18 protein-coding genes are annotated in these 19,242 nt (G+C 74.5%); 6 read left to right on the top strand and 12 right to left on the bottom strand.

Features of this window, described 5'->3' with window-relative positions; genetic code table 11:
• Positions 1-19 precede the first annotated feature (19 nt).
• From ACLQ2U_RS03165 to ACLQ2U_RS03125, 9 genes are all read right to left on the bottom strand, one after another.
• Entirely contained in the window at positions 20-1,183 is a 1,164-nt protein-coding gene (locus ACLQ2U_RS03165) for an acyl-CoA dehydrogenase family protein (RefSeq protein ID WP_425748996.1), read from the bottom strand.
• Positions 1,180-3,153 (bottom strand): biotin carboxylase N-terminal domain-containing protein, encoded by a 1,974-nt coding sequence (locus ACLQ2U_RS03160; RefSeq protein WP_425748995.1) that lies wholly within the window; start codon positions 3,151-3,153, stop codon positions 1,180-1,182. The genes ACLQ2U_RS03165 and ACLQ2U_RS03160 overlap by 4 nt, the downstream gene beginning before the upstream one ends.
• A gap of 7 nt (positions 3,154-3,160) precedes the next feature.
• Entirely contained in the window at positions 3,161-4,762 is a 1,602-nt protein-coding gene (locus tag ACLQ2U_RS03155; protein ID WP_425748994.1) for an acyl-CoA carboxylase subunit beta, read from the bottom strand.
• Entirely contained in the window at positions 4,759-5,898 is a 1,140-nt protein-coding gene (locus ACLQ2U_RS03150) for an acyl-CoA dehydrogenase family protein (RefSeq protein WP_425748993.1), read from the bottom strand. The genes ACLQ2U_RS03155 and ACLQ2U_RS03150 overlap by 4 nt, the downstream gene beginning before the upstream one ends.
• Positions 5,895-7,601: an acyclic terpene utilization AtuA family protein gene (locus tag ACLQ2U_RS03145; protein WP_425748992.1), complete on the bottom strand. Its 1,707-nt coding sequence runs from the start codon at positions 7,599-7,601 to the stop codon at positions 5,895-5,897. The genes ACLQ2U_RS03150 and ACLQ2U_RS03145 overlap by 4 nt, the downstream gene beginning before the upstream one ends.
• Positions 7,598-8,395, bottom strand: a complete 798-nt coding sequence (locus tag ACLQ2U_RS03140; protein ID WP_425748991.1) for a TIGR03084 family metal-binding protein — start codon at positions 8,393-8,395, stop codon at positions 7,598-7,600. The genes ACLQ2U_RS03145 and ACLQ2U_RS03140 overlap by 4 nt, the downstream gene beginning before the upstream one ends.
• A gap of 39 nt (positions 8,396-8,434) precedes the next feature.
• Positions 8,435-9,100, bottom strand: coding sequence for a TetR/AcrR family transcriptional regulator (locus tag ACLQ2U_RS03135; RefSeq protein ID WP_425748990.1), 666 nt, complete (start codon positions 9,098-9,100; stop codon positions 8,435-8,437).
• Positions 9,101-9,188: 88 nt separating this feature from the next.
• Entirely contained in the window at positions 9,189-9,932 is a 744-nt protein-coding gene (locus ACLQ2U_RS03130) for a metallophosphoesterase family protein (protein WP_425748989.1), read from the bottom strand.
• Between the two features lie 123 nt (positions 9,933-10,055).
• Positions 10,056-10,733 carry a Crp/Fnr family transcriptional regulator gene (locus ACLQ2U_RS03125; RefSeq protein WP_067306583.1) on the bottom strand — a complete coding sequence of 226 codons (678 nt, stop codon included), beginning with the start codon at positions 10,731-10,733 and terminating at the stop codon, positions 10,056-10,058.
• Positions 10,734-10,953: 220 nt separating this feature from the next.
• On the opposite strand from ACLQ2U_RS03125, the gene ACLQ2U_RS03120 reads away from it, so the two are divergent.
• The 6 genes from ACLQ2U_RS03120 (at position 10,954) to ACLQ2U_RS03095 (ending at position 16,233) form a co-directional block, all read left to right on the top strand.
• Complete coding sequence (locus ACLQ2U_RS03120) at positions 10,954-11,616, top strand: adenosylcobinamide amidohydrolase (protein ID WP_425748988.1); 663 nt, start codon at positions 10,954-10,956, stop codon at positions 11,614-11,616.
• Between the two features lie 56 nt (positions 11,617-11,672).
• Positions 11,673-12,839 carry a CapA family protein gene (locus tag ACLQ2U_RS03115; RefSeq protein ID WP_425748987.1) on the top strand — a complete coding sequence of 389 codons (1,167 nt, stop codon included), beginning with the start codon at positions 11,673-11,675 and terminating at the stop codon, positions 12,837-12,839.
• A gap of 62 nt (positions 12,840-12,901) precedes the next feature.
• Entirely contained in the window at positions 12,902-13,690 is a 789-nt protein-coding gene (nth, locus tag ACLQ2U_RS03110; protein WP_425748986.1) for an endonuclease III, read from the top strand.
• Positions 13,687-14,301: a TlpA family protein disulfide reductase gene (locus tag ACLQ2U_RS03105; protein WP_425748985.1), complete on the top strand. Its 615-nt coding sequence runs from the start codon at positions 13,687-13,689 to the stop codon at positions 14,299-14,301. Before nth ends, ACLQ2U_RS03105 begins: the two co-directional genes overlap by 4 nt.
• Positions 14,298-14,996 (top strand): NUDIX hydrolase, encoded by a 699-nt coding sequence (locus ACLQ2U_RS03100; protein WP_425748984.1) that lies wholly within the window; start codon positions 14,298-14,300, stop codon positions 14,994-14,996. The genes ACLQ2U_RS03105 and ACLQ2U_RS03100 overlap by 4 nt, the downstream gene beginning before the upstream one ends.
• A 58-nt stretch (positions 14,997-15,054) precedes the next feature.
• Entirely contained in the window at positions 15,055-16,233 is a 1,179-nt protein-coding gene (locus tag ACLQ2U_RS03095; protein WP_425748983.1) for a MarP family serine protease, read from the top strand.
• Positions 16,234-16,270: 37 nt separating this feature from the next.
• Here ACLQ2U_RS03095 and ACLQ2U_RS03090 read toward each other — a convergent pair whose 3' ends face one another.
• The 3 genes from ACLQ2U_RS03090 to mycP are packed head-to-tail and all read right to left on the bottom strand — an operon-like array spanning position 16,271 to position 19,234.
• The gene (locus ACLQ2U_RS03090) at positions 16,271-16,999 is read right to left on the bottom strand and encodes a phosphatase PAP2 family protein (RefSeq protein ID WP_425748982.1); all 729 of its coding nucleotides are present in this window, start codon (positions 16,997-16,999) and stop codon (positions 16,271-16,273) included.
• Positions 17,000-17,029: 30 nt separating this feature from the next.
• Positions 17,030-17,830, bottom strand: a complete 801-nt coding sequence (locus ACLQ2U_RS03085) for a phosphatase PAP2 family protein (protein ID WP_425748981.1) — start codon at positions 17,828-17,830, stop codon at positions 17,030-17,032.
• A gap of 42 nt (positions 17,831-17,872) precedes the next feature.
• A complete protein-coding gene (mycP, locus tag ACLQ2U_RS03080; protein ID WP_425748980.1) occupies positions 17,873-19,234 on the bottom strand; it encodes a type VII secretion-associated serine protease mycosin in 1,362 nt (453 codons plus the stop codon).
• Positions 19,235-19,242: the final 8 nt, after the last annotated feature.

Below are 19,242 nucleotides of genomic sequence, written 5' to 3'. Positions count from 1 at the left end.
TCCGCGCATCGGCGGGTGGTCAGTACGACTTTTCCTGGCCGAGGACGTGCTGGGCGACGAAGTTGAGGACCATCTCCCGACTGACCGGGGCGATCCGGCCGGCCCGGACCGCGCCGAGCAGCGTGGCCACGCCGTACTCGGTGGTCATGCCGGCCCCGCCGAGGGCCTGCACGGCGGTGTCGACGGCGAGCGCGGCGGCCTCACCGGCGGCGTACTTGGCCATGTTGCCGGAGACGCCGGCCTCCAGGTCGCGCCCGGCGTCGTAGAGGGCGGCCGCCTTGTGGATCATCAGCCGGGCCAGCTCCACCTGCACCGCGGCGTGCGCCAGCGGATGGGACACCCCCTGGTGCGAGCCGATGCTCCGGCCGCCCCAGACCTTGCGGGTGGCGGTGTACTCCGAGGCCCGCTCGATGGCGTACCGGCCGGTGCCGGCGCCCATCGCGGCGACCGTGATCCGCTCCGGGTTGAGCCCGGCGAAGAGCGCCGGCAGGCCGGCGTCGAGCGACTCGCCGACCAGGGCGTCGGCGGGCAGCCGCACGTCGTCCAGGTAGAGCAGGAACTGGTTCTCCGGGGAGAGGATCTCCATGTCCAGTTTGGACCGGGTCAGCCCGGGCGCGTCGGTCGGCACGATGAACAGCGCCGGCTTCAGCTTGCCGGTCGACTCGTCCTCGGTGCGGGCCACCACCAGCACGTACCGCGCCTCGTCGACCCCGGAGATGTAGCACTTGCGGCCGGAGAGCAACCAGTCGTCGCCGTCCCGGCGGGCCACCGTGCCGAGCCGGTGGAAGTTCGAGCCGGCCTCCGGCTCGGTGATCGCGAAGACCACCTTCAGCGAGCCGTCGGCGAAGCCGGGCAGGTAGCGCTTGCGCTGCTCGTCGGTGCCGTGCTTGTTGATCACCGTGGCCGCGATAGCGGGGGAGACCACCAGCAGCAGCAGCGGGCAGCCGGCTGCGGCCAACTCCTCGCAGACAATGGCCAGCTCGGTGATGCCGCCGCCCCCGCCGCCGTACTCGGTGGGGATGTTGACGCCGAGATAGCCGAGCCGGCCGGCCTCGTTCCACAGTTCGGTGGTGTGCTCGCCGGCCTTGGCCTTCTCTACGAAGTAGCCGTGGCCGTACCTGCGGCCCAGCGCCCGGACGGCGTCGCGGAGCTGGTCCTGCTCGGGGGTGAGGTCGAAGTTCATCGCGGGTCCTCCTCGGGGTTGACCACGGCTAGCACGGCCCCGGTCTCGACCTGGCCGCCGGCCGGCACCGGCAGTTCGGCGACCACCCCGTCGGTCGGGGCGAGCACGGGGTGTTCGAGCTTCATCGCTTCCAGGGTCACCAGCAGGTCGCCGGCGGCGACCCGCTGGCCGACCTCGACGTGCACCCGGGTCACCGCGCCGGGCAGCGGCGCGAGCAGCGACCCGGCCGCCAGCTCCGCGGTGGGCAGCGGGAAGCGGGGCAGCTCGGAGAGGCTCGCCGCCCCGTCCGGGCCGTCCACGAAGACCGCCGACCCCACCCGGTGTACGCGGAACGCCCGCCGCACCCCAGCCACGTCGAGCACGACCCGGTCCGGGGCGGCCTCCACCAGCGTCACGGTGGACCCGCTGGTCGGCTCGGTGGACCACTCGGCCAGCGCGCCCGTCCGGTCCAGCCGGTAGCGGACCTCGATCTCGCCACCGTCCGCCGTGGCATAGCGGGTCAGCTGCGGGAACGCCGGGACGTTCCGCCAGCCCGACGGCAGCTCGGCGAGCACCGGGGCGTCGGCGCGGCGGGCCGCGGCCGAAGCCAGGGCGGCGGCCAGGGCGGCGAGCGGGACCTGCTCGGCCGGCAGCAGCGGGGCGAAGATCTCGTCGTGCCGCTCCAGGAAGCCGGTGTCGACCTCCGCCGCGCCGAACTCGCGGCTGCGCAGCACCCGGACCAGCAGGTCCCGGTTGGTGGCGACGCCGTGGAACTCGGCCCGGGCCAGCGCGCCGGCCAGTGCCCGTACCGCCTCGGCCCGGGTGGGCGCCCAGGCGACCAGCTTGGCCAGCATCGAGTCGTAGTGCGCGCCGACCGTCGAGCCGTCGACCACCCCGGAGTCCAGCCGCAGGCCCCGTGCGGGGGCGAAGGACGCCGTCACCCCGGGTACCGCGATCCGGTGCAGGGTGCCGGTGGCGGGTCGGAAGCCCTGCGCCGGGTCCTCGGCGCAGAGGCGCACCTCGATCGCGTGGCCGTCGGTGGGCGGGGTCGCCGCCAGCGGCAGCGGCGCGCCCTCGGCGACCAGCAGTTGCAGCCGGACCAGGTCCAGGCCGGTGACCGCCTCGGTGACCGGGTGCTCCACCTGGAGCCGGGTGTTCATCTCCAGGAAGAAGAACTCCCCGGTCGGGGCGAGCAGGAACTCGACCGTGCCGGCGCCGACGTAGTCGACCGCCCGGCCGGCGGCCACCGCGGCCTCGTGCAGCCGCTGCCGCAGCTCCGGCGGGACGACGGCGGGGGCCTCCTCGAGGATCTTCTGATGCCGGCGCTGGATCGAGCAGTCCCGCTCGCCGAGGGCGACCACGGTGCCGTGGGTGTCGCCGAAGATCTGCACCTCGACGTGGCGGCCGCCCTCGACGTACCGCTCGATGAAGACCGTGCCGTCGCCGAACGCCGCAGCCGCCTCGCGACGCGCGGAGGCGACGGCCTCGGCGAGGGCGGCGGCGTCCCGGACGATGCGCATCCCGCGCCCGCCGCCCCCGGCGGACGCCTTGACCAGCACCGGGAAGTCGGTGATCTCGTCACCGTCGGTCCAGGTCGGCAGCATCGGCACGCCCGCCTCGGCGAGCAGCGCCTTCGCCGCCATCTTGTCGCCCATCGCGGCGATCGCCTTGGCCGACGGGCCGACCCAGGTCAGCCCGGCGTCGGTCACCGCTGCGGCGAACTCGGCGTTCTCGGCGAGGAAGCCGTAGCCCGGGTGGACGGCGTCCGCGCCGGCGTTGCGCGCCGCGTCCAGGATCTTCTCGATCCGGAGGTACGTCTCGGCGGGCGTGTTCCCCGGCAGGCGTACGGCCTGGTCGGCCTCGGCGACGAACGGCGCGTCCGCGTCGGCGTCGGAGTGCACGGCGACCGTCCCGACGCCGAGCGCGCGGCAGGTGGCGAAGACCCGGCGGGCGATCTCGCCCCGGTTCGCGACAAGCAGTTTCCGAATCATGTCCGCCTCACATTCGGAAGACGCCGAAGCCGCCGGCGCCCTTCACCGGTCCGTTGTGGATCGCCGACAGGCAGAGCCCGAGGACGGTACGGGTGTCCCGGGGATCGATCACCCCGTCGTCGTAGAGCCGGCCGGAGAGGAAGAGCGCCCCGGACTGGGACTCGATCTGCTGCTCGACCATCATCCGCATCGCGGCGTCGGAGTCCTCGTCGTAGTCCCGGCCCCGGGCGGCGGCGGCCTGCCGGGCGACGATCGAGAGCACCCCGGCGAGCTGGGCCGGGCCCATCACCGCCGACTTGGCGTTCGGCCAGGTGAACAGGAACCTCGGCTCGTACGCCCGGCCGCACATGCCGTAGTTACCGGCGCCGTAGGAGGCGCCCAGGTTGACCGTCAGGTGCGGCACGGTCGAGTTCGACACCGCGTTGATCATCAGAGCGCCGTGCTTGATGATGCCGCGCTGCTCGTACTCGGTGCCGACCATGTAGCCGGTGGTGTTCTGCAGGAAGATCAGCGGGGTGTCGGCGGCGTTGGCGAGCTGGATGAACTGGGTCGCCTTCTGCGCCTCCTCGCTGAACAGCACGCCCCGGGCGTTGGCGAGCACGCCGACCGGCCACCCGTGCAGCTCGCCCCAGCCGGTCACCAGCGCGGTGCCGTAGCCGGGCTTGAACTCGTCGAACTCGCTGCCGTCCAGCACCCGGGCCAGGACCTCGCGCGGGTCGAACGGCACCTTCAGGTCGGCGCTGGCGATGCCGAGCAGCTCCTCCGGGTCGTACCTGGGGGGCTGCGGGACGCCGGTGCGCGGCGGCGGGCCCTGCTTGCGCCAGTTGAGCCGGCGTACGCACTGCCGGGCGAGCCGGATGCCGTCCCGCTCGTCCTCCGCCAGGAAGTCCGCCAGGCCGGACTTCGTGGCGTGCATGGCCGCCCCGCCCAGCGACTCGTCGTCGGTGACCTCGCCGGTGGCCATCTTCACCAGCGGCGGCCCGGCCAGGTACACCTGCGACCGGTCCCGGATCATGATGGTGAAGTCGGACATGCCCGGCACGTACGCGCCACCGGCGGTGGCGTTGCCGAAGACCACGCTGACCGTGGGGATCTTCGCGGCGGAGAGCCGGGTCAGGTCGCGGAACACCCGGCCGCCGGGGATGAAGATCTCCGCCTGGGTGGGCAGGTCCGCGCCGGCCGACTCGACCAGGTTGACCATCGGCAGCCGGTTGGCCAGGGCGATCTCGCCGGCCCGCCGGGTCTTCGCGAGCGACCACGGGTTGACCGCGCCGCCGCGCACCGTCGGGTCGTTGGCGACGACCAGGCACTCGACGCCCTCGACCACGCCGATGCCGGTGACCACGCTGGCGCCGACCGGGAAGTCGGTGCCGTACGCGGCCACCGGGGACAGCTCCAGGAACGGGCTGTCCGGGTCGAGCAGCAGCTCGATCCGCTCCCGGGGGAGCAGCTTGCCGCGCCTGTGGTGCCGGGTCACGTACTTCTCGCCTCCGCCGGCGCGGGCCTGGTCGAGCGCGGCGTCCAGCTCGGCGAGGCGTTCCAGCAGGGCCTCGCGGTTGGCCGCGAACGCCGGCGAGGACGGGTCGAGCGCGGTGTCCAGTGTGGTCACAGCCCCATGCCCTTCGCGATGATCTCGTTCATGATCTCGGTGGTGCCGCCGCCGATGCCGAGGATCCGGGCGTCCCGGTAGTGCCGTTCCACCTCCGCGTCGCGCAGGTAGCCGAAGCCGCCGTGCAGCTGGAGCGCCGCGTCGACCACCTGGCCGCAGGCCGCCACCGCGACGTTCTTCGCCATCGCCACCTCGGTCACCACCGGCTCGCCGGCCGCCACCCGGGCGGCCACCTGGTGCACGTACGCCCGGGCCGCCTCGGCGCGGGTGTGCATCTCGGCCAGCCGGTGCCGGATCAGTTGCCGGCTGGCCAGCGGCCGGCCGAACGTCGAGCGGTCCCGACACCAGCGCACGGTCAGTTCCACGCAGCGCTGCGCGGTCGCGTACGCCTGGGTGGCCAGCGAGAGCCGCTCGGCGGCGAATCCCTGCATGATCGCCAGGAAGCCGGTGTCCTCCGGGCCGATCCGGTTCGCCACCGGCACCCGTACGTCCACGAAGGACAACTCGGCGGTGTCCGAGCAGTGCCAACCCAGCTTCTCCAGCCGCCGGCCGACCGTGAAGCCGGGCGTGCCCTTCTCGATCACCAGCAGGGAGAGCTCTCCGCTGCCAGGGAAGTCGGTGCAGACGGCGGTGGTCACGAAGTCGGCCCGTACCCCGCTGGTGATGTAGGTCTTCGACCCGTTCACCACGTAGTGGCCGCCGTCCCGGCGGGCGTGGGTGCGGATCGCGGCGACGTCCGAGCCGCCGTCCGGCTCGGTGATCGCCAGCGCGCCGATCATCGTCCCCGCGAGGGTGGGCCGGACGTACCGGTCGACCAGGTCGGTGTCACCTGAGGCGACCATGTGCGGCAGCGCGATGCCGTGCGTGAAGAGCGCGGCGACCAGCCCGGACGAGCCGCCCGAGCGGATGATCTCCTCGGTAACGAGGATCGAGTCGAGCAGGTCGCCGCCGCTGCCGCCGACCGACTCGGGGAAGCCGATGCCGAGCAGGCCGAGCTTCGCGGCGGTGGCGTGCAGGTCGCGGGGGACCTCGCCGGCCCGCTCCCAGTCGTCCAGGTGCGGCAGCACCTCCTTCGTCACGAAGGCCCGGGTCAGCTCCCGTAGCTGCCGCCGTTCCGGGGTGTCCACGATGGTCACGCGATCACCTCCGCAGCCGGTCCCGGCAGCTCCGCCGGCAGGTCGACGATCCGGGACCGGAGCAGCTCCCCGAGCGCCTTGGCCTGCGGGTCGAACCGGGTGGAGGCGGCCACCCCCTGCCCGAGCAGCCCCCGGATCACGAAGTTCACCGCGCGCAGGGTCGGCAGCTCGTACCGCTCGACGGTCAGCGGGGCGGTCTCCGGCAGCAGCTCGGCCAGCCGCTCGTTGGTCAGCCAGCCGCGCAGCCAGCCGTACCCGGCGTCGGTGCGGGCCCAGACGCCGAGGTTGGCGTCGCCCCCCTTGTCGCCCGATCGGGCTCCGACCAGCTCGCCGAGCGGCCCGCGCCGGGTCGTACCCCGCGTCGTCGCGGTGGCCTCGGCCCGCCCGGGCTCGACCGCCGCGACCTCGGTGGACGCCGCGGTGCGCGGCGGCGGCGGGATCGGCACCCGGTCGCCCGAGGGCAGCACCGCGACGTGCGGGACCGCGCCCTGCGGCACGGCGTCGGCGGTGAAGACGCCGTACGGCGTGGCGTCGCCGGGCAGGGTGGTCAGCGTGCAGCCCGGGTAGGAGGCCAGCGCCAGCTCCACCGCGGCCGCGGAGAAGGCACGCCCGGCCCGCGCCTTGTCGCCGTCGCGCAGGTGTACGTGCAGCAGCGCGCTCGCCGCCTCGGTGTCGGTCGCGTCGGGATGGTCGGTGCGGGCCAGGGTGACCTCCAGCCCCTCCTTGCCGACCGCCTCCTCGATCTGCCCCCGGACCAGGGCGGCCTTGGCCGGGATGTCGAGTCCGCAGAGCACGAAGGTCATCGAGTTGCGGAAGCCGCCCAGGTTGTTGACGCCCACCTTCAGCGTGTCCGGCGGCGGGGTGCCCCGGACGCCGGAGACCCGGACCCGGTCCGGCCCGTCCTGGCGCAGCTGGACGGTGTCCAGCCGGCTCACCACGTCCGGCCCGAGGTACGCCGGGCCGCCCACCTCGTACAGCAGCTGGGCGGTGACCGTCTCCACCGTGACAGCGCCGCCGGTGCCCGGGTGCTTGGTGATGGTCGACGAGCCGTCCGGGTGGATCTCGGCGATCGGGAAGCCGGGCCGGTGGCCGCCGTCGGGCAGCTCGGTGAAGAAGCTGAAGTTGCCGCCCGTGACCTGCGCGCCGCACTCGATCAGGTGGCCGGCGACGGTCGCCCCGGCCAGCGCGTCCAGGTCGTCGCGCCCCCAGCCGAACCGGGCGATCGCCGGGCCGACCGCCAGGGACGCGTCGGTGACCCGGCCGGTCACCACCACGTCCGCGCCGGCGTCGAGGCAGGTGGCGATGCCGAACGCGCCGAGGTACGCGTTGGCGGTGAGCGCGTCCGGACGCTGGAGGGCGTCGCCCTCGACGTACCCGATTCTGGCCGTGAGGCCGAGCCGGTCGGAGAGCGCGCCGATCGCGGCGGCCAGGCCGGCCGGGTTCAGCCCGCCGGCGTTGGTCACGATCCGCACGCCCCGGTCGAGCGCGGTGCCGAGGCAGCCCTCGAGCTGGCGGAGGAACGTCTTCGCGTAGCCCAGGTCGGGGTCGCGCATCCGGTCCCGGCCGAGGATCAGCATGGTCAGCTCGGCCAGGTAGTCGCCGGTGAGCACGTCCAGCTCACCGCCGTCGAGCATCTCCCGCCAGGCGGCGAACCGGTCGCCGTAGAAGCCGGAGGCGTTGCCGACCCGCAGCACCCCGCTCATGCCCGCACCCCGCTCGCCGGCTGCGGCTCCCGGCCGGCGCCGGGCGGACCGGCGAAGGCCTGCGCCACGTCCAGCCACGCGTCGGCGGTCGGGCCGGTGGCGACCAGGGCCAGGTCGGCGCGGTGCCGGCGCTGGGTGACCAGCAGGCAGAAGTCCAGCGCCGGGCCGGACACCCGCTCGGTGGCCTCTGCCGGCCCGAAGGCCCAGGCGTCGCCGTCGGGCGCGGTCAACTCGACCCGGACCGGCGCGGTCGGCACGGCCCGGCCGTGCGCCGCGAAGCCGTGCCCGAGGGTACGGACGCCGAGGTGCGCGACGTGCCGCAGCCGCGCCGTCGGGGTACGCGTGACGCCGAGCGCGTCGGCGACGTCCTCGCCGTGCGCCCAGGTCTCCATGATCCGGGCGGTGGCCATCGAGGCGGCCGACATCCCGGTGCCGTACCAGGGCACCTTCTCCCCGGCCGGGACGGCGGCGAGGGCCTCGGCGAGCCCGGCGCGGCCGGCCCGCCAGCGGGTGAGCAGCTCGGCCGGCGGGGCCAGGAACTGCTCGGCGCCGTCGTCGACCAGTCGACTCGGGTCCGGCGCCGAGGTGACCGAGGCGTAGAAGGCGTCGGTGTCGGTCGCGGCGAGCCGGGCCACGTGGTCGGTCCAGGCGAGGTGGGCGATCTGGTGGGCGACCGTCCATCCGGGGGCCGGTGTCGGCCGGGCCCACCCCTCGGGTGGCAGCGTGGCGACGAGGGCGTCGAGCTGCTCGGACTCGGCGGTCAGATCGGCGAGCAGGGCTGTCAGGTCGATCATGGTGCCTCCCGGGCGGGTGTGCCGGTCAGGGCCTTCGGGTCAGGGCGTGCCGCGCCCGGCTGCTCCGGTCGCCGGCGGTACCGCCTCCGGCGGCCCGGCGTCGGGCGTGAGCAGGGTGGCGAGCTGGCGTTTCCAGGTGTGCAGCAGGGCGGTGCGGCGGGCCGAGTCGTCGCTGAGCAGGTTGGCCACCCCCAGCCCGCGGAGCAGGTCCAGGGTGGCCTGGACCGCCTCGCGGACCCCGGGTCGGCGCTCGTCGACGCCGAGCAGCCCGACGGTGAGCCGGTGCATCTCCCGGCCGACCCGGGCTTCCAGCGGCACCAGGGCGTCGCGCAGCTCCGGGTCGGTGCGGGCGGCCACCCACAGTTCGAGGGCGGCGACGAAGAGCGGCCCGGTGAAGGCCGCCGCGAGCAGGTCGATCACCCGGTCGAGCCGCTGCGGGCCGGCGGGCAGGGCCTCGGCCTCGGTGCGCACCTCCTCGGCCCTGCGCTCGGCGAGGTGGGCGACCGCGGCGGTGACCAGGGTCGCCCTGGTCGGGTAGTGGTGCAGCTGCGCGCCGCGCGAGACGCCGGCCCGGGCCGCGACGACGGTGGTCGTGGTGCCGGACCAGCCGTGCTCCACCAGGCAGTCCACGGTCGCCTCCAGCAGCCGGGCCTGGGTGGCGCGGCTGCGCTCCTGCTGAGGGACGCGGGTCGATGCGGTGGGCACGGGGACAGCGTGCCGGCGTCGAAACAAACAGTCAAGACTGACTTTTTCTGGGCCGGCATCCGCGAGTGCGCGCTCCGACCGGGGGCGGTCAGCGGCCGTCGCGGGGGCCGAAGACGGCGAGCGCGTCGGCGTCGCTGTGCCGGGAGCGGAGGTACTCGTCGGCCCACTCGGCCGCGTCCGGGAAGGCCGACTCCGCCGCCACCCGGGCGCACGCCGCCTCGACGTCGAACTCCGTCCGGCGCAGCTGCACGCCCGGCCCGAGCAGCGCCCAGTCCGCCCCCGGCCCCCCGTACGGCATGCCGACGCTGCCCGGGTTGACCACCAGGCGGCGGTCGACCAGCCGGGTGAACGGCATGTGGGTGTGCCCGCAGACCACCGCGCGGACCCGGGTCGACAGCCCGGCGAACACCTCCGTCCAGCGCTCCATCCGCAAGTCGACGAGGACGACCTCCTCGTCGTCCCGGGGCGTGGCGTGGCAGAAGAGCACGTCACCCAGCCCGGTGACCGGCAGGGTGACGGTCAGCGGCAGCGCGGCCAGCCGGGCGAGCTGGTCGTCCCGCAGCTGCGCCGCCGCCCAGTTCGAGACGTCGTGCGCCGACGGCCGGCCGGCCCGGGCCTCGACCAACTCCCGGTCGGCGTTGCCGCGCACCCAGCACGCCCGGTCGCCCAACCCGGCGAGCAGGTCCAGCACCTCCACCGGCTGCGGGCCGGCCGCGATGTCGCCGGTGAGCACGACCAGGTCGGCGTCGGCCACGTCCGGCTCGGCCAGCACGGCCTCCAGCGCCGGCAGCGCGCCGTGGATGTCGGAGAGGACCGCGACACGTTCGGGCATCCGCCCACGGTGCCGGCCGATGGCCGTCGGCGTCGAGGAATTCTGCGGACGGCAGAGCGATCCCGGGTACGACGACGCCAGGGACCGCCGATGGGCGGTCCCTGGCGAGGTGGTCGGACCGGGTCAGACCCGCGCGCGGCGAGCCAGGCGCTCCGGGTCGAGGATGATGATGCTCTTGCCGTCCAGCCGCAGCCAGCCGCGCGAGGCGAAGTCGGCGAGCGCCTTGTTGACCGTCTCCCGGGAGGCGCCGACCAGCTGGGCGATCTCCTCCTGGGTCAGGTCGTGGGTCACCCGCAGCACGCCGCCGTCCCGGGTGCCGAAACGGCCGGCCATCTGGAGCAGGTTCTTGGCGACCCGCCCGGGCACGTCCGTGAAGATCAGGTCAGCCAGCGAGTCGTTGGTCCGGCGGAGCCGGCGGGCCAGCACCCGCAGCAGCTGCTCGGCGATCTCGGGCCGGTTGTTCAGCCACGGCCGCAGGGCCTGCTTGCGCAGCCGTACCAGCCGGGTGTCGGTCACCGCGGTGGCCGTGGCCGTCCGCGGACCGGGGTCGAAGAGTGACAGCTCGCCGACCATGTCCGACGGGCCCATCACCGCGATCAGGTTCTGCCGGCCGTCGGCAGCCCGTCGCCCGACCTTGATCTTGCCAGACAGGAGGATGTAGAGACTGTCGCCGGGCTCGCCCTCGTTGAACACGATCTCGCCCTTGCGGACGTCGATCGTCTCCATCTCCTTGGCGAGCGCCTCGGCAGCCTCCGGGTCGACACCCTGGAAGATCCCGCTGCGGGCCAGTACCTCGTCCATCGCGCACCTCCGGTTGCGCGTGCCGTCCGTCGGCCGGGTCCGCCGTCCGCTGATCCCGCGCGCGCCGACAAGTCTAGGCGCACGTGAGCACGAATCAGCGCTGCACCCCTGGAAACTTGATCGTTGGGTGTAGCCCTCCGGACCTGATCAAGGGCTAAGATCGCGCGCCCGGGTCGGGTGGTCACCGGCCGTCGTCGCCGCAGGTCGTAGGGTGACCGGCGTGCTGAACGAGCCCGTGCTGACCACCCGCCCCGAGGACGGTTGGGACATCCCGCTGTTGGTGTGGCGCGCTGACGCGCCGCTGCAGGCGGTCAGCTCCGCCCCGCTCGGCGGCGGGATCGGCGTACGGCGGTGGGTGGTCAACGCGACCGTGCCGATGTCGTACCACCGGGACGACCCGGCGGACCACCTGGCCGGACTGGCCGACCGGCTCGGCCTGGCCGGGCCCGGGATCGGCCTGCTCACCGGGGTGGACGTCGCGGAGGTGGTGGCCCGGGCCGACACCGGCGTGCGGGTCTGGGCCACGATCGGCCTCGGCACCCCGGTCTGGGCCGCGGCACCGGCGCCGGCGGCACCGGCGCAGCGGGTCGGCACGGTCAACATCGTGGCGTACGTCCCGGCGGCGCTCGGCGACGCCGCCCTGGTCAACGCGGTCGCCACCGCGACCGAGGCGAAGGCCCAGGCGATCTGGGAACTGGGCCTGCCGGCCACCGGCACGCCCACCGACGCGGTCACCGTGCTCTGCCCGGCCGACGGCCCGGTTGAGCCCTACGGCGGCCCCCGCTCCACCTGGGGTGCCCCGCTCGCCCGCGCGGTGCACGCCGCCGTCCGGGACGGCGGAGCCGCCTCCTGCGTCCCGTGGTCGGACCGGTGGACGGGCTGAATTTCGGTCCGATCGGCCGTCGTCGGACCGTTACCTGCCCGGTAGGGTCGCCTGCGATGCATGCTCCCGCCGCCCTCCGGACCCGCCCGCGTCGCCGTGCCGCCGCGGTCGCCGCGCTCCTCGCCGTGCTGCTCACGGGCGGCTGCGGCGAGCCGGACGACGCCGCGTCGGTGTGGCAGCCCGGCGGCGGTGGGGGCGCCACCGGTTCGCCGGTGCCGAGCGACCGGCCCGGGGCGACGCCCGACGGGGCGGCCGGTGCCATCTCTCTCTCGGCGACCGGCGACATCATCATGGGCAACGCCCCCTCCCGGCTGCCCCCGAACGGCGGCGAGGGCTTCTTCGACGAGATCAAGGCCGCGCTGAAGGCCGACCTGGTGATGGGCAACCTGGAGGAGCCGCTCACCGACGACACCGGCGCGGGCAAGTGCTCCCCGGGCTCCACCGCCTGCTTCCAGTTCCGCGCCCCGCCCGGCTACGCCGCGCACCTGCGCGACGCCGGGTTCGAGCTGCTCAACCAGGCCAACAACCACGGGTACGACTACGGCAAGGCCGGCTACCAGAACACCCAGCGGGCGCTGGAGGAGCACGGGCTCAAGCACACCGGCGCGCCGGACCAGATCACGGTGGTCGAGGTGAAGGGCGTCAAGGTCGCCGTCGTCGGCTTCTCGTCGTACGTCTGGTCGAACAGCCTGGTCGACGTCGAGGCGGCGAAGGCGGTCGTCGAGAAGGCCGCCACCATGGCCGACCTGGTCGTGGTGCAGGTGCACATGGGCGCCGAGGGCGCCGACAAGACCCGGGTCAAGCCGGGCACCGAGCTCTTCTACGGCGAGAACCGGGGCGATCCGGTGAAGTTCTCCCATGCGGTGATCGACGCCGGGGCGGACCTGGTCGTCGGGCACGGCCCGCACGTGCTGCGCGGTATGGAGTTCTACCAGGGCCGGCTGATCGCCTACAGCCTCGGCAACTTCGCCGGCGGCGCCCGGTCACTGAATCCCAGCGGCCGGCTGGGCTGGGGCGGGGTGCTGAAGGTGTCGCTCGAGCCGGACGGCAGCTTCGCCGGCGGCTCGTTCACCTCGACCCGGATGAACTCGGTGGGCAAGCCGACCATGGACTCCGCCGACCAGGGGCTCGGCCTGGTCCGGCAGCTCAGCCGGAGCGACTTCCCGCAGACCGGGGCCCGCCTCGACGGCCGGGGGAAGATCAGCGCGCCGCAGGCCGGTTGAGCGGGGCGAGCGGCGGGCGTGGGCCCGGCGCGTGGTCGTCCCGGCGACGTAGGCTGGCCGGCGTGACCATCAGCTCCCCCGGCCGGGCCGAGACGGACCTCGGCCGCACCCGGCGCGCCCGGCGGATCGGCCGGGCACTGACCGAGGCGCACCCCGACGCGCACTGTGAACTCGACCACTCCAACGCCCTGGAGCTGGCCGTCGCCACCATTCTCTCCGCGCAGTGCACCGACAAGAAGGTCAACGAGGTCACGCCGAAGCTCTTCACCCGCTACCCGACCGCGACCGACTACGCCGGCGCGGACCGGACCGAGCTGGAGGAGCTGATCCGGCCGACCGGGTTCTACCGGAACAAGACCGACTCGCTGATCAAGCTGGGCCAGGCCCTGGTCGAGCGGTACGACGGCCGCGTCCCCGGCAGGCTGACCGACCTGGTCACGCTCCCCGGGATCGGCCGCAAGACCGCCAACGTCATCCTCGGCAACGCCTTCGACGTCCCCGGCATCACCGTGGACACCCACTTCCAGCGGCTGGTGCAGCGCTGGCGGCTCACCGCCCAGGCCGACCCGGTCAAGATCGAGCACGAGATCGGCGCGCTGTTCCCGAAGCGGGAGTGGACCATGCTCTCGCACCGGATCATCTTCCACGGCCGACGGGTCTGCCACGCCCGCAAGCCGGCCTGCGGCGCCTGCACGCTGGCGAAGCTCTGCCCGTCGTACGGGACCGGGCCGACCGAGCCGGCCGCCGCCGCCAAGCTGCTCAAGGGCCCCCGGGCCCGGGACCTCGCGGCCGCCGCCGGGGTGGACCCGGAGCTGGTGCCCCGGCAGGCCGTCGCCGCGGAGGTGCCGTGAACCGGCGGCTCCTCGCCCTGCTCGTCCCGGCGCTGCTGGCCGTCGCCGGCTGCACCGCGACCGAGCAGTCGCCGACCATCGCGACCGGCCGGGCCGAGCGCCCCTCACCGTTCGCCGACTGCGCCACGCTGACCGGCCCGCCCGGCGCCGCCGCGCCGACCGCCTCCGCCCCGGCCGACGGCGCCGGGGATCTGCTACCGGAGCTGACCCTCTCCTGTTTCACCGGCGGGGCACCGGTGGCGCTGCGTGACATCCATGGCCCGGCCGTGGTCAACCTCTGGGCCTCCTGGTGCCCGCCCTGCCGGAAGGAACTGCCCGCCTTCCAGCGGCTCAGCGAGCGGTCGGCCGGGAAGCTCCAGGTGGTCGGGGTCAACAGCCGAGACACCCGCAGCGGCGCCCAGTCCATCGGCGAGGACTTCGGCATCCGCTTCCCGATGGTGGTCGACCAGGGGGAGGCGCTGCAACGGGAACTGCGCCGCAACGCCCTGCCGCTCACCCTGCTCGTCGACGCGCAGGGCCGGGTCCGCCAGGTCGACGCGACCGGCGCCCTCGACGACGCCCGGCTCGCCGCGCTGGTCCGGACGCACCTCGGCGTGGAGGTGCCCGCGTGACCCGCCGCCCCCCGTCCTGGATCGACCCGCTGCTCGGCCGGCTCGGCACCGCCCGGGCCGAGGACTTCACCCGGCTGACCACCCCGGAGGAGGGCGGACGGGAGAGCGCGGTGCTGGTGCTGCTCGGCGAGGAGCCGGGCTCCGACCCGGACGTGCTGGTGCTCCAGCGGGCCGCCACCCTGCGCAACCACGCCGGCCAGCCGGCCTTCCCTGGCGGCGCGGCCGATCCCGAGGACGCCGACGCCCCCGCCACCGCGCTGCGCGAGGCGAACGAGGAGGTCGGTCTCGACCCCGCCAGCGTCACCGTCCTGGCCGAGCTGCCCAAGCTCTGGATCCCGGTCAGCGACTTCGTGGTGACCCCGGTGCTCGCCTGGTGGCACACGCCGCACCCGGTGCACCCCAAGGAACCGGCCGAGGTGGCGCACGTCGCCCGGCTGCCGGTGGCCGAGCTGGTCGACCCGGAGAACCGGATGTGGGTACGCCACCCGAGCGGCTGGATCGGCCCGGCCTTCTCCGTCCGGGGGATGCTGGTCTGGGGCTTCACCGCCGGGGTGCTCGCCACGCTGCTGGAGATGGGCGGCTGGGCCCGCCCGTGGCCGCGCGGCCAGGTGGTCGAGCTGCCGCCCACCGGGGCTGCCCCGGCACCGTCGGCGGGCACTGACGAGGTCGACGAGATGGCCGGCCCGCTGGCCTGACGGTCACGTTCCGCAAGCGGTGGACATCCACCGTGCCCGGTGCCCGTACCCTTGACCCGTGTCCGCCGTGGATCTCGTTCTGCTCCTGCTCATGCTCGTGTTCGCGATCAGCGGATACCGTCAGGGTTTCGTCATCGGAGCCCTGTCGTTCTCCGGGTTCTTCCTGGGCGCGCTCATCGGTCTCCAGGTCGGCCCGCTGCTGGCCCGGCAGTTCGTCGACAGCGGGACCCGGGTGCTGGTCTCCCTGGTCGCGGTCTTCGGGTTGGCCGTGCTCGGTCAGGCGCTGGCCGGTTGGCTCGGCTCGCACCTGCGCCGGACGATCACCAACGACGTGGCCAAACGCGCCGACGACGTGGGCGGAGCGTTCGTCTCGATCTTCGCGGTGATGCTGGTGGCCTGGCTGGTCGCGGTGCCGCTCGGTTCCTCGTCGCTGCCCTGGCTGGCCGCGTCGGTCAAGAACAGCGCTCTGCTGACGGTGGTGGACCGGGTCCTGCCGGACCGCGCCCAGGAGCTCTCCACCGCGCTACGGGACACCGTCGACACCAACGGCTTCCCGGACGTCTTCAACGGGCTGGGGCGTACCCAGGCGCGGCAGGTCTCGCCGCCGGACCCGGCGCTGGCCGGCTCCCAGGTGGTGGCCAACAGCCAGCGCGCGGTGGTCAAGGTGCTCGGCTCCGCGCCGAGCTGCGCCCGCCGGATCGAGGGCTCCGGCTTCGTGTACGCCGACGACCGGGTGATGACCAACGCGCACGTCGTCGCCGGCACCCGCTCGGTCGCGGTCGAGCTGCGCGGCGAGCGGTACGACGGCGACGTGGTCGTCTACGACCCGGACCGTGACCTCGCCGTGCTGCACGTGCCCGGGCTGCCCGGCCCGTCCATGCGCTTCGCCGCCGGGCAGGCCGGCACCGGCGCGGACGCCATCGTGCTGGGCTTCCCGCTCGACGGCCCGTACGACGCCCGCCCGGCCCGGATCCGCGACGTGGACCGGATCACCGGCCCGGACATCTACTCCTCCGGTGACGTGACCCGGGAGATCTACACGATCCGGGCGCTGGTGCGCAGCGGCAACTCGGGCGGTCCGCTGGTCTCCTCGAACGGCCTGGTGCTCGGCGTGATCTTCGCGGCCGCCGCGGACGACCCGAACACCGGCTTCGCGGTGACCGCCGCGGAGGCGCGGCCGGTGGCGCTGGCCGGCGCGGAGCGTAGCCGTGGGGTGGGCACCGGCGACTGCACCTGAGCCGCTCCGGTGGCGCCGGCTGGGCGCGCGGCCGGGGTCAGCCCCCGGCGGGCGCCCGGGCGGCGGTCACGTCCCCGCCCGACGGGGTGAGCCCCGGCAGCTTGGCCCTGCCCCACCGCAGGGTGCGGTCCAGCACCGCCCGCGCCATGATCGCCACGCAGGTGCCGCCGTTGAGGAAGGACGCCACCACGTCGCTCGGGTGGTGCATGCCCCGGTACATCCGGGTCAGCGCCACCCCGACCGGCACCAGGACCAGCAGCGTCCACCAGGTGGCCTTCGCCCCGGTGCTCTTCGCCCGCAGGGCCAGCAGCAGCGCGATGCCGACGTAGAGCGCCACCGCCGCCGAGGTGTGCCCGGACGGGAAGCTGGAGGTGGGCGGCGAGACGTCCATGTGCTCGACGGCCGGCCGGCGCCGGTCGATCGCCATGGTGGTCAGCAGGAAGACCAGCGCCTGGGCGCTCACCGCGGCGCACAGGAACAGCGGCTCCCGCCAGCGGTGCAGCACCAGCCGGAGGACCAGCGCCACCAGCACCGTGACCACGACGATCATCTGGGTGCTGGCCAGCGTGCTGAAGACCAGCGAGACGTCGTTCCAGCCGCCGGTCCGGTCCGCGGCCAGCTCCCGGTTGACCGTGTCCTCCGCGGTGAACGGCCATACCTTGTCGAAGACCCGGGTCACCAGCACCCCGAGCAGGATCATGAAGGAGAGCAGCAGGGCCACCGGCAGCAGCACCCGCTTGGCCACCTGCACCGCGAAGTCGGACATGGGCCGCCCATTACCCCGCGCGGCGATGAACTACGCGTGGTCGGCCGGAGGCGGGTCGGCCAGTTCCGGCTCGACGCCCTCGGCCGTCGGGTGGCCCGCCGGCCGGCCGGTCCGCTCCCGCCAGGTGGTGAACGCCGCGGTGGTCGCGGCCACCACCGCCGTGCCGAGCAGCCAGCCGCCGAGGACGTCGCTGGTCCAGTGCACGCCGAGCGCGATCCGGCTCAGCCCGGTCACCACGGCGATCAGCACCGCCGCTGACCAGAGCGCGACGCGCGCCACCGGGCGGCCCCGGGTGAACGGCAGGAACACCAGCAGCAGCACCCCGGCCGCCAGGGTGGCGTTCAGCGTGTGCCCGGACGGGAAGGAGAAGCCCGCCGCCCGGGCCACCGGGTCGAGCAGGTCGGGGCGGTTGCGGCCGACGAGCAGCTTCAGCAGCGGGCCGAGCGCCCCGCCGACGGCCATCGTGGTGACCACCCAGAGCGCCGGCCGCCGGGCCTGGCGGCGCCACAGCCAGACCACCACCACCAGGGTGGCGGCCCGCAGCGGGTTCGGGGCGAACACGTCGGTCCAGAGGCTCATCACCCGGACCCAGACCGGGTGGTCGAGGGCGTAGCGGTGCAGCACGTGGGTCACCGCCGCGTCCAGGTCGTGCAGCGGCGGCCAGGCCCCCACCACCAGCACGGCCAGCAGCGCGAACGGCACCAGCACCAGGAACGCCGCCGCCGAGGCGATGGTCAACCGCAGGCCCAGCGAATGGTCGCGGTCCAGGTGGCGGGCCCGCCAGGATCGGTCCGGCGGGGCTCCGGTGGCGCGCTGACCGGGAGATCTCATGCGTGCAGCACTTACCCAGGCGAGGGCCGGATCAGGCCGGGCTCAGCGACGCCACTGCCGGAACCGGCGGATCATCAGCGCGGCGCCGGTGACCAGGGCGACCAGGATGGCGACGCCGGGCCAGAGCCGGCGGGGGGCCGACTCGTCCTCGCCGCCGGCCGGCTGGGCCGTCCACCGGGCCTGGTGCCCGGGCGCGGTGAAGCCGAGCGGGTCGGCCCCGGTGCCGCCGGCCTGCGCGTCGTCCGCCGACCCGGGCGCCGGGCCGAAGCCGACCACGCCGGGGGAGGCGTCGTCGTCCAGCGGGTTGCGGTGGGTCAGCGGCACGTCGGCGGTCAGCGCGGCGACCGGGTCGATCAGGCCGTACCCGAAGCGGTCGTCGCGGCCGGTCGGCCCGATGTCCTTCGCGGTGACCAGCAGCCGGTTGACCACGTCCCCGGCGGACATCTCCGGGTAGCGGGACCGGATCAGCGCGGCGGTCGCCGCCACCAGCGGCGAGGCGAAGCTGGTGCCCTGCACCCCCCAGTGGTCGGCCGGGGGGCGGGCCCCGACCAGCCCGGTCGCCGGGGCGGTGAGCACGGTGGCGTGCCCGGTGATCGAGCCGGACCAGAGGTTTTCGCTGTCGCGTTCCAGTCCGGCGACCGCGATCACACCCGGCTCGCGGGCCGGGTACCAGACCTTGGAGCTGGTGGAGGTGGCCACGTTGCCGGTGCAGGCGACCACTACCACGTCCCGGGCGAAGGCGTAGTCGAGGGCGGCGGCCAGGGCCGGGCTGTCGCCGCTGCCGCCGAGCGACAGGTTGATCACGCCGGCGCCGTTGTCGACCGCCCAGCGCACCCCCTTGGCGACGATCATCGCGTCGTCGTAGCGGTTCTCGTCGTCGAGCACCCGGACCGGCAGGATGCGCGCGTCCGGTGCCAGCCCGACCACGCCCCGCTTGTCGTCGCCGCGACCGGCGATCAGGCTGGCCACCGTGGTGCCGTGGCCCACCGGGTCCGGCTCGGCGGCGCCGGCGGGGGAGACCAGGTCGATGCCGGGCAGCACCTGCCCGGCCAGGTCCGGGTGGGAACCATCCACGCCGGAGTCGACCACCGCCACGGTGACCCCGCGCCCGGTGGAGGTGCGCCAGGCCGTGCCGGCCCCCAACTCGTCGAGCTGGAACTGGTCGTCGCGGACCCGGTCGGCCCGGGTGGTGGTGTCCACCGGCGCGAGGTCCGGCTCGGCCAGCGGCGCCACGGCGACCGGCGCGGCCACCGTGACCGGCGGGGACGGGGCGGCGGAGGCCGGTGGCGGGGCGACGCCGACGACGGTCAGGGCGGTCGCCGCCGCACCGAGCAGCGCACGACCGGCGAGCCGGTGGAGCGCCGACGGGGAGCCCTGCCGAACCCTGGTCACATCCTCAGCCATTCATCGCG

The sequence above is a fragment of the Micromonospora sp. DT47 genome, assembly GCF_049844475.1.
In the GTDB taxonomy this organism is placed as follows: domain Bacteria; phylum Actinomycetota; class Actinomycetes; order Mycobacteriales; family Micromonosporaceae; genus Micromonospora.
The sequence above is the reverse complement of the archived record's forward strand: the minus strand, read 5'-3'. Positions and strand labels throughout refer to the sequence as shown.

What these genes read in the sequence shown, in the direction of transcription:
- ACLQ2U_RS03115 (WP_425748987.1), top strand. Translation starts at nt 11,673, where the DNA reads ATGCATGCTCCCGCCGCCCTCCGGACCCGCCCGCGTCGCCGTGCCGCC.
- ACLQ2U_RS03085 (WP_425748981.1), bottom strand. Translation starts at nt 17,830, where the DNA reads ATGAGATCTCCCGGTCAGCGCGCCACCGGAGCCCCGCCGGACCGATCC.
- ACLQ2U_RS03165 (WP_425748996.1), bottom strand. Translation starts at nt 1,183, where the DNA reads ATGAACTTCGACCTCACCCCCGAGCAGGACCAGCTCCGCGACGCCGTC.
- ACLQ2U_RS03090 (WP_425748982.1), bottom strand. Translation starts at nt 16,999, where the DNA reads ATGTCCGACTTCGCGGTGCAGGTGGCCAAGCGGGTGCTGCTGCCGGTG.
- ACLQ2U_RS03145 (WP_425748992.1), bottom strand. Translation starts at nt 7,601, where the DNA reads ATGAGCGGGGTGCTGCGGGTCGGCAACGCCTCCGGCTTCTACGGCGAC.
- ACLQ2U_RS03125 (WP_067306583.1), bottom strand. Translation starts at nt 10,733, where the DNA reads ATGGACGAGGTACTGGCCCGCAGCGGGATCTTCCAGGGTGTCGACCCG.
- ACLQ2U_RS03140 (WP_425748991.1), bottom strand. Translation starts at nt 8,395, where the DNA reads ATGATCGACCTGACAGCCCTGCTCGCCGATCTGACCGCCGAGTCCGAG.
- ACLQ2U_RS03160 (WP_425748995.1), bottom strand. Translation starts at nt 3,153, where the DNA reads ATGATTCGGAAACTGCTTGTCGCGAACCGGGGCGAGATCGCCCGCCGG.
- ACLQ2U_RS03130 (WP_425748989.1), bottom strand. Translation starts at nt 9,932, where the DNA reads ATGCCCGAACGTGTCGCGGTCCTCTCCGACATCCACGGCGCGCTGCCG.
- mycP (WP_425748980.1), bottom strand. Translation starts at nt 19,234, where the DNA reads ATGGCTGAGGATGTGACCAGGGTTCGGCAGGGCTCCCCGTCGGCGCTC.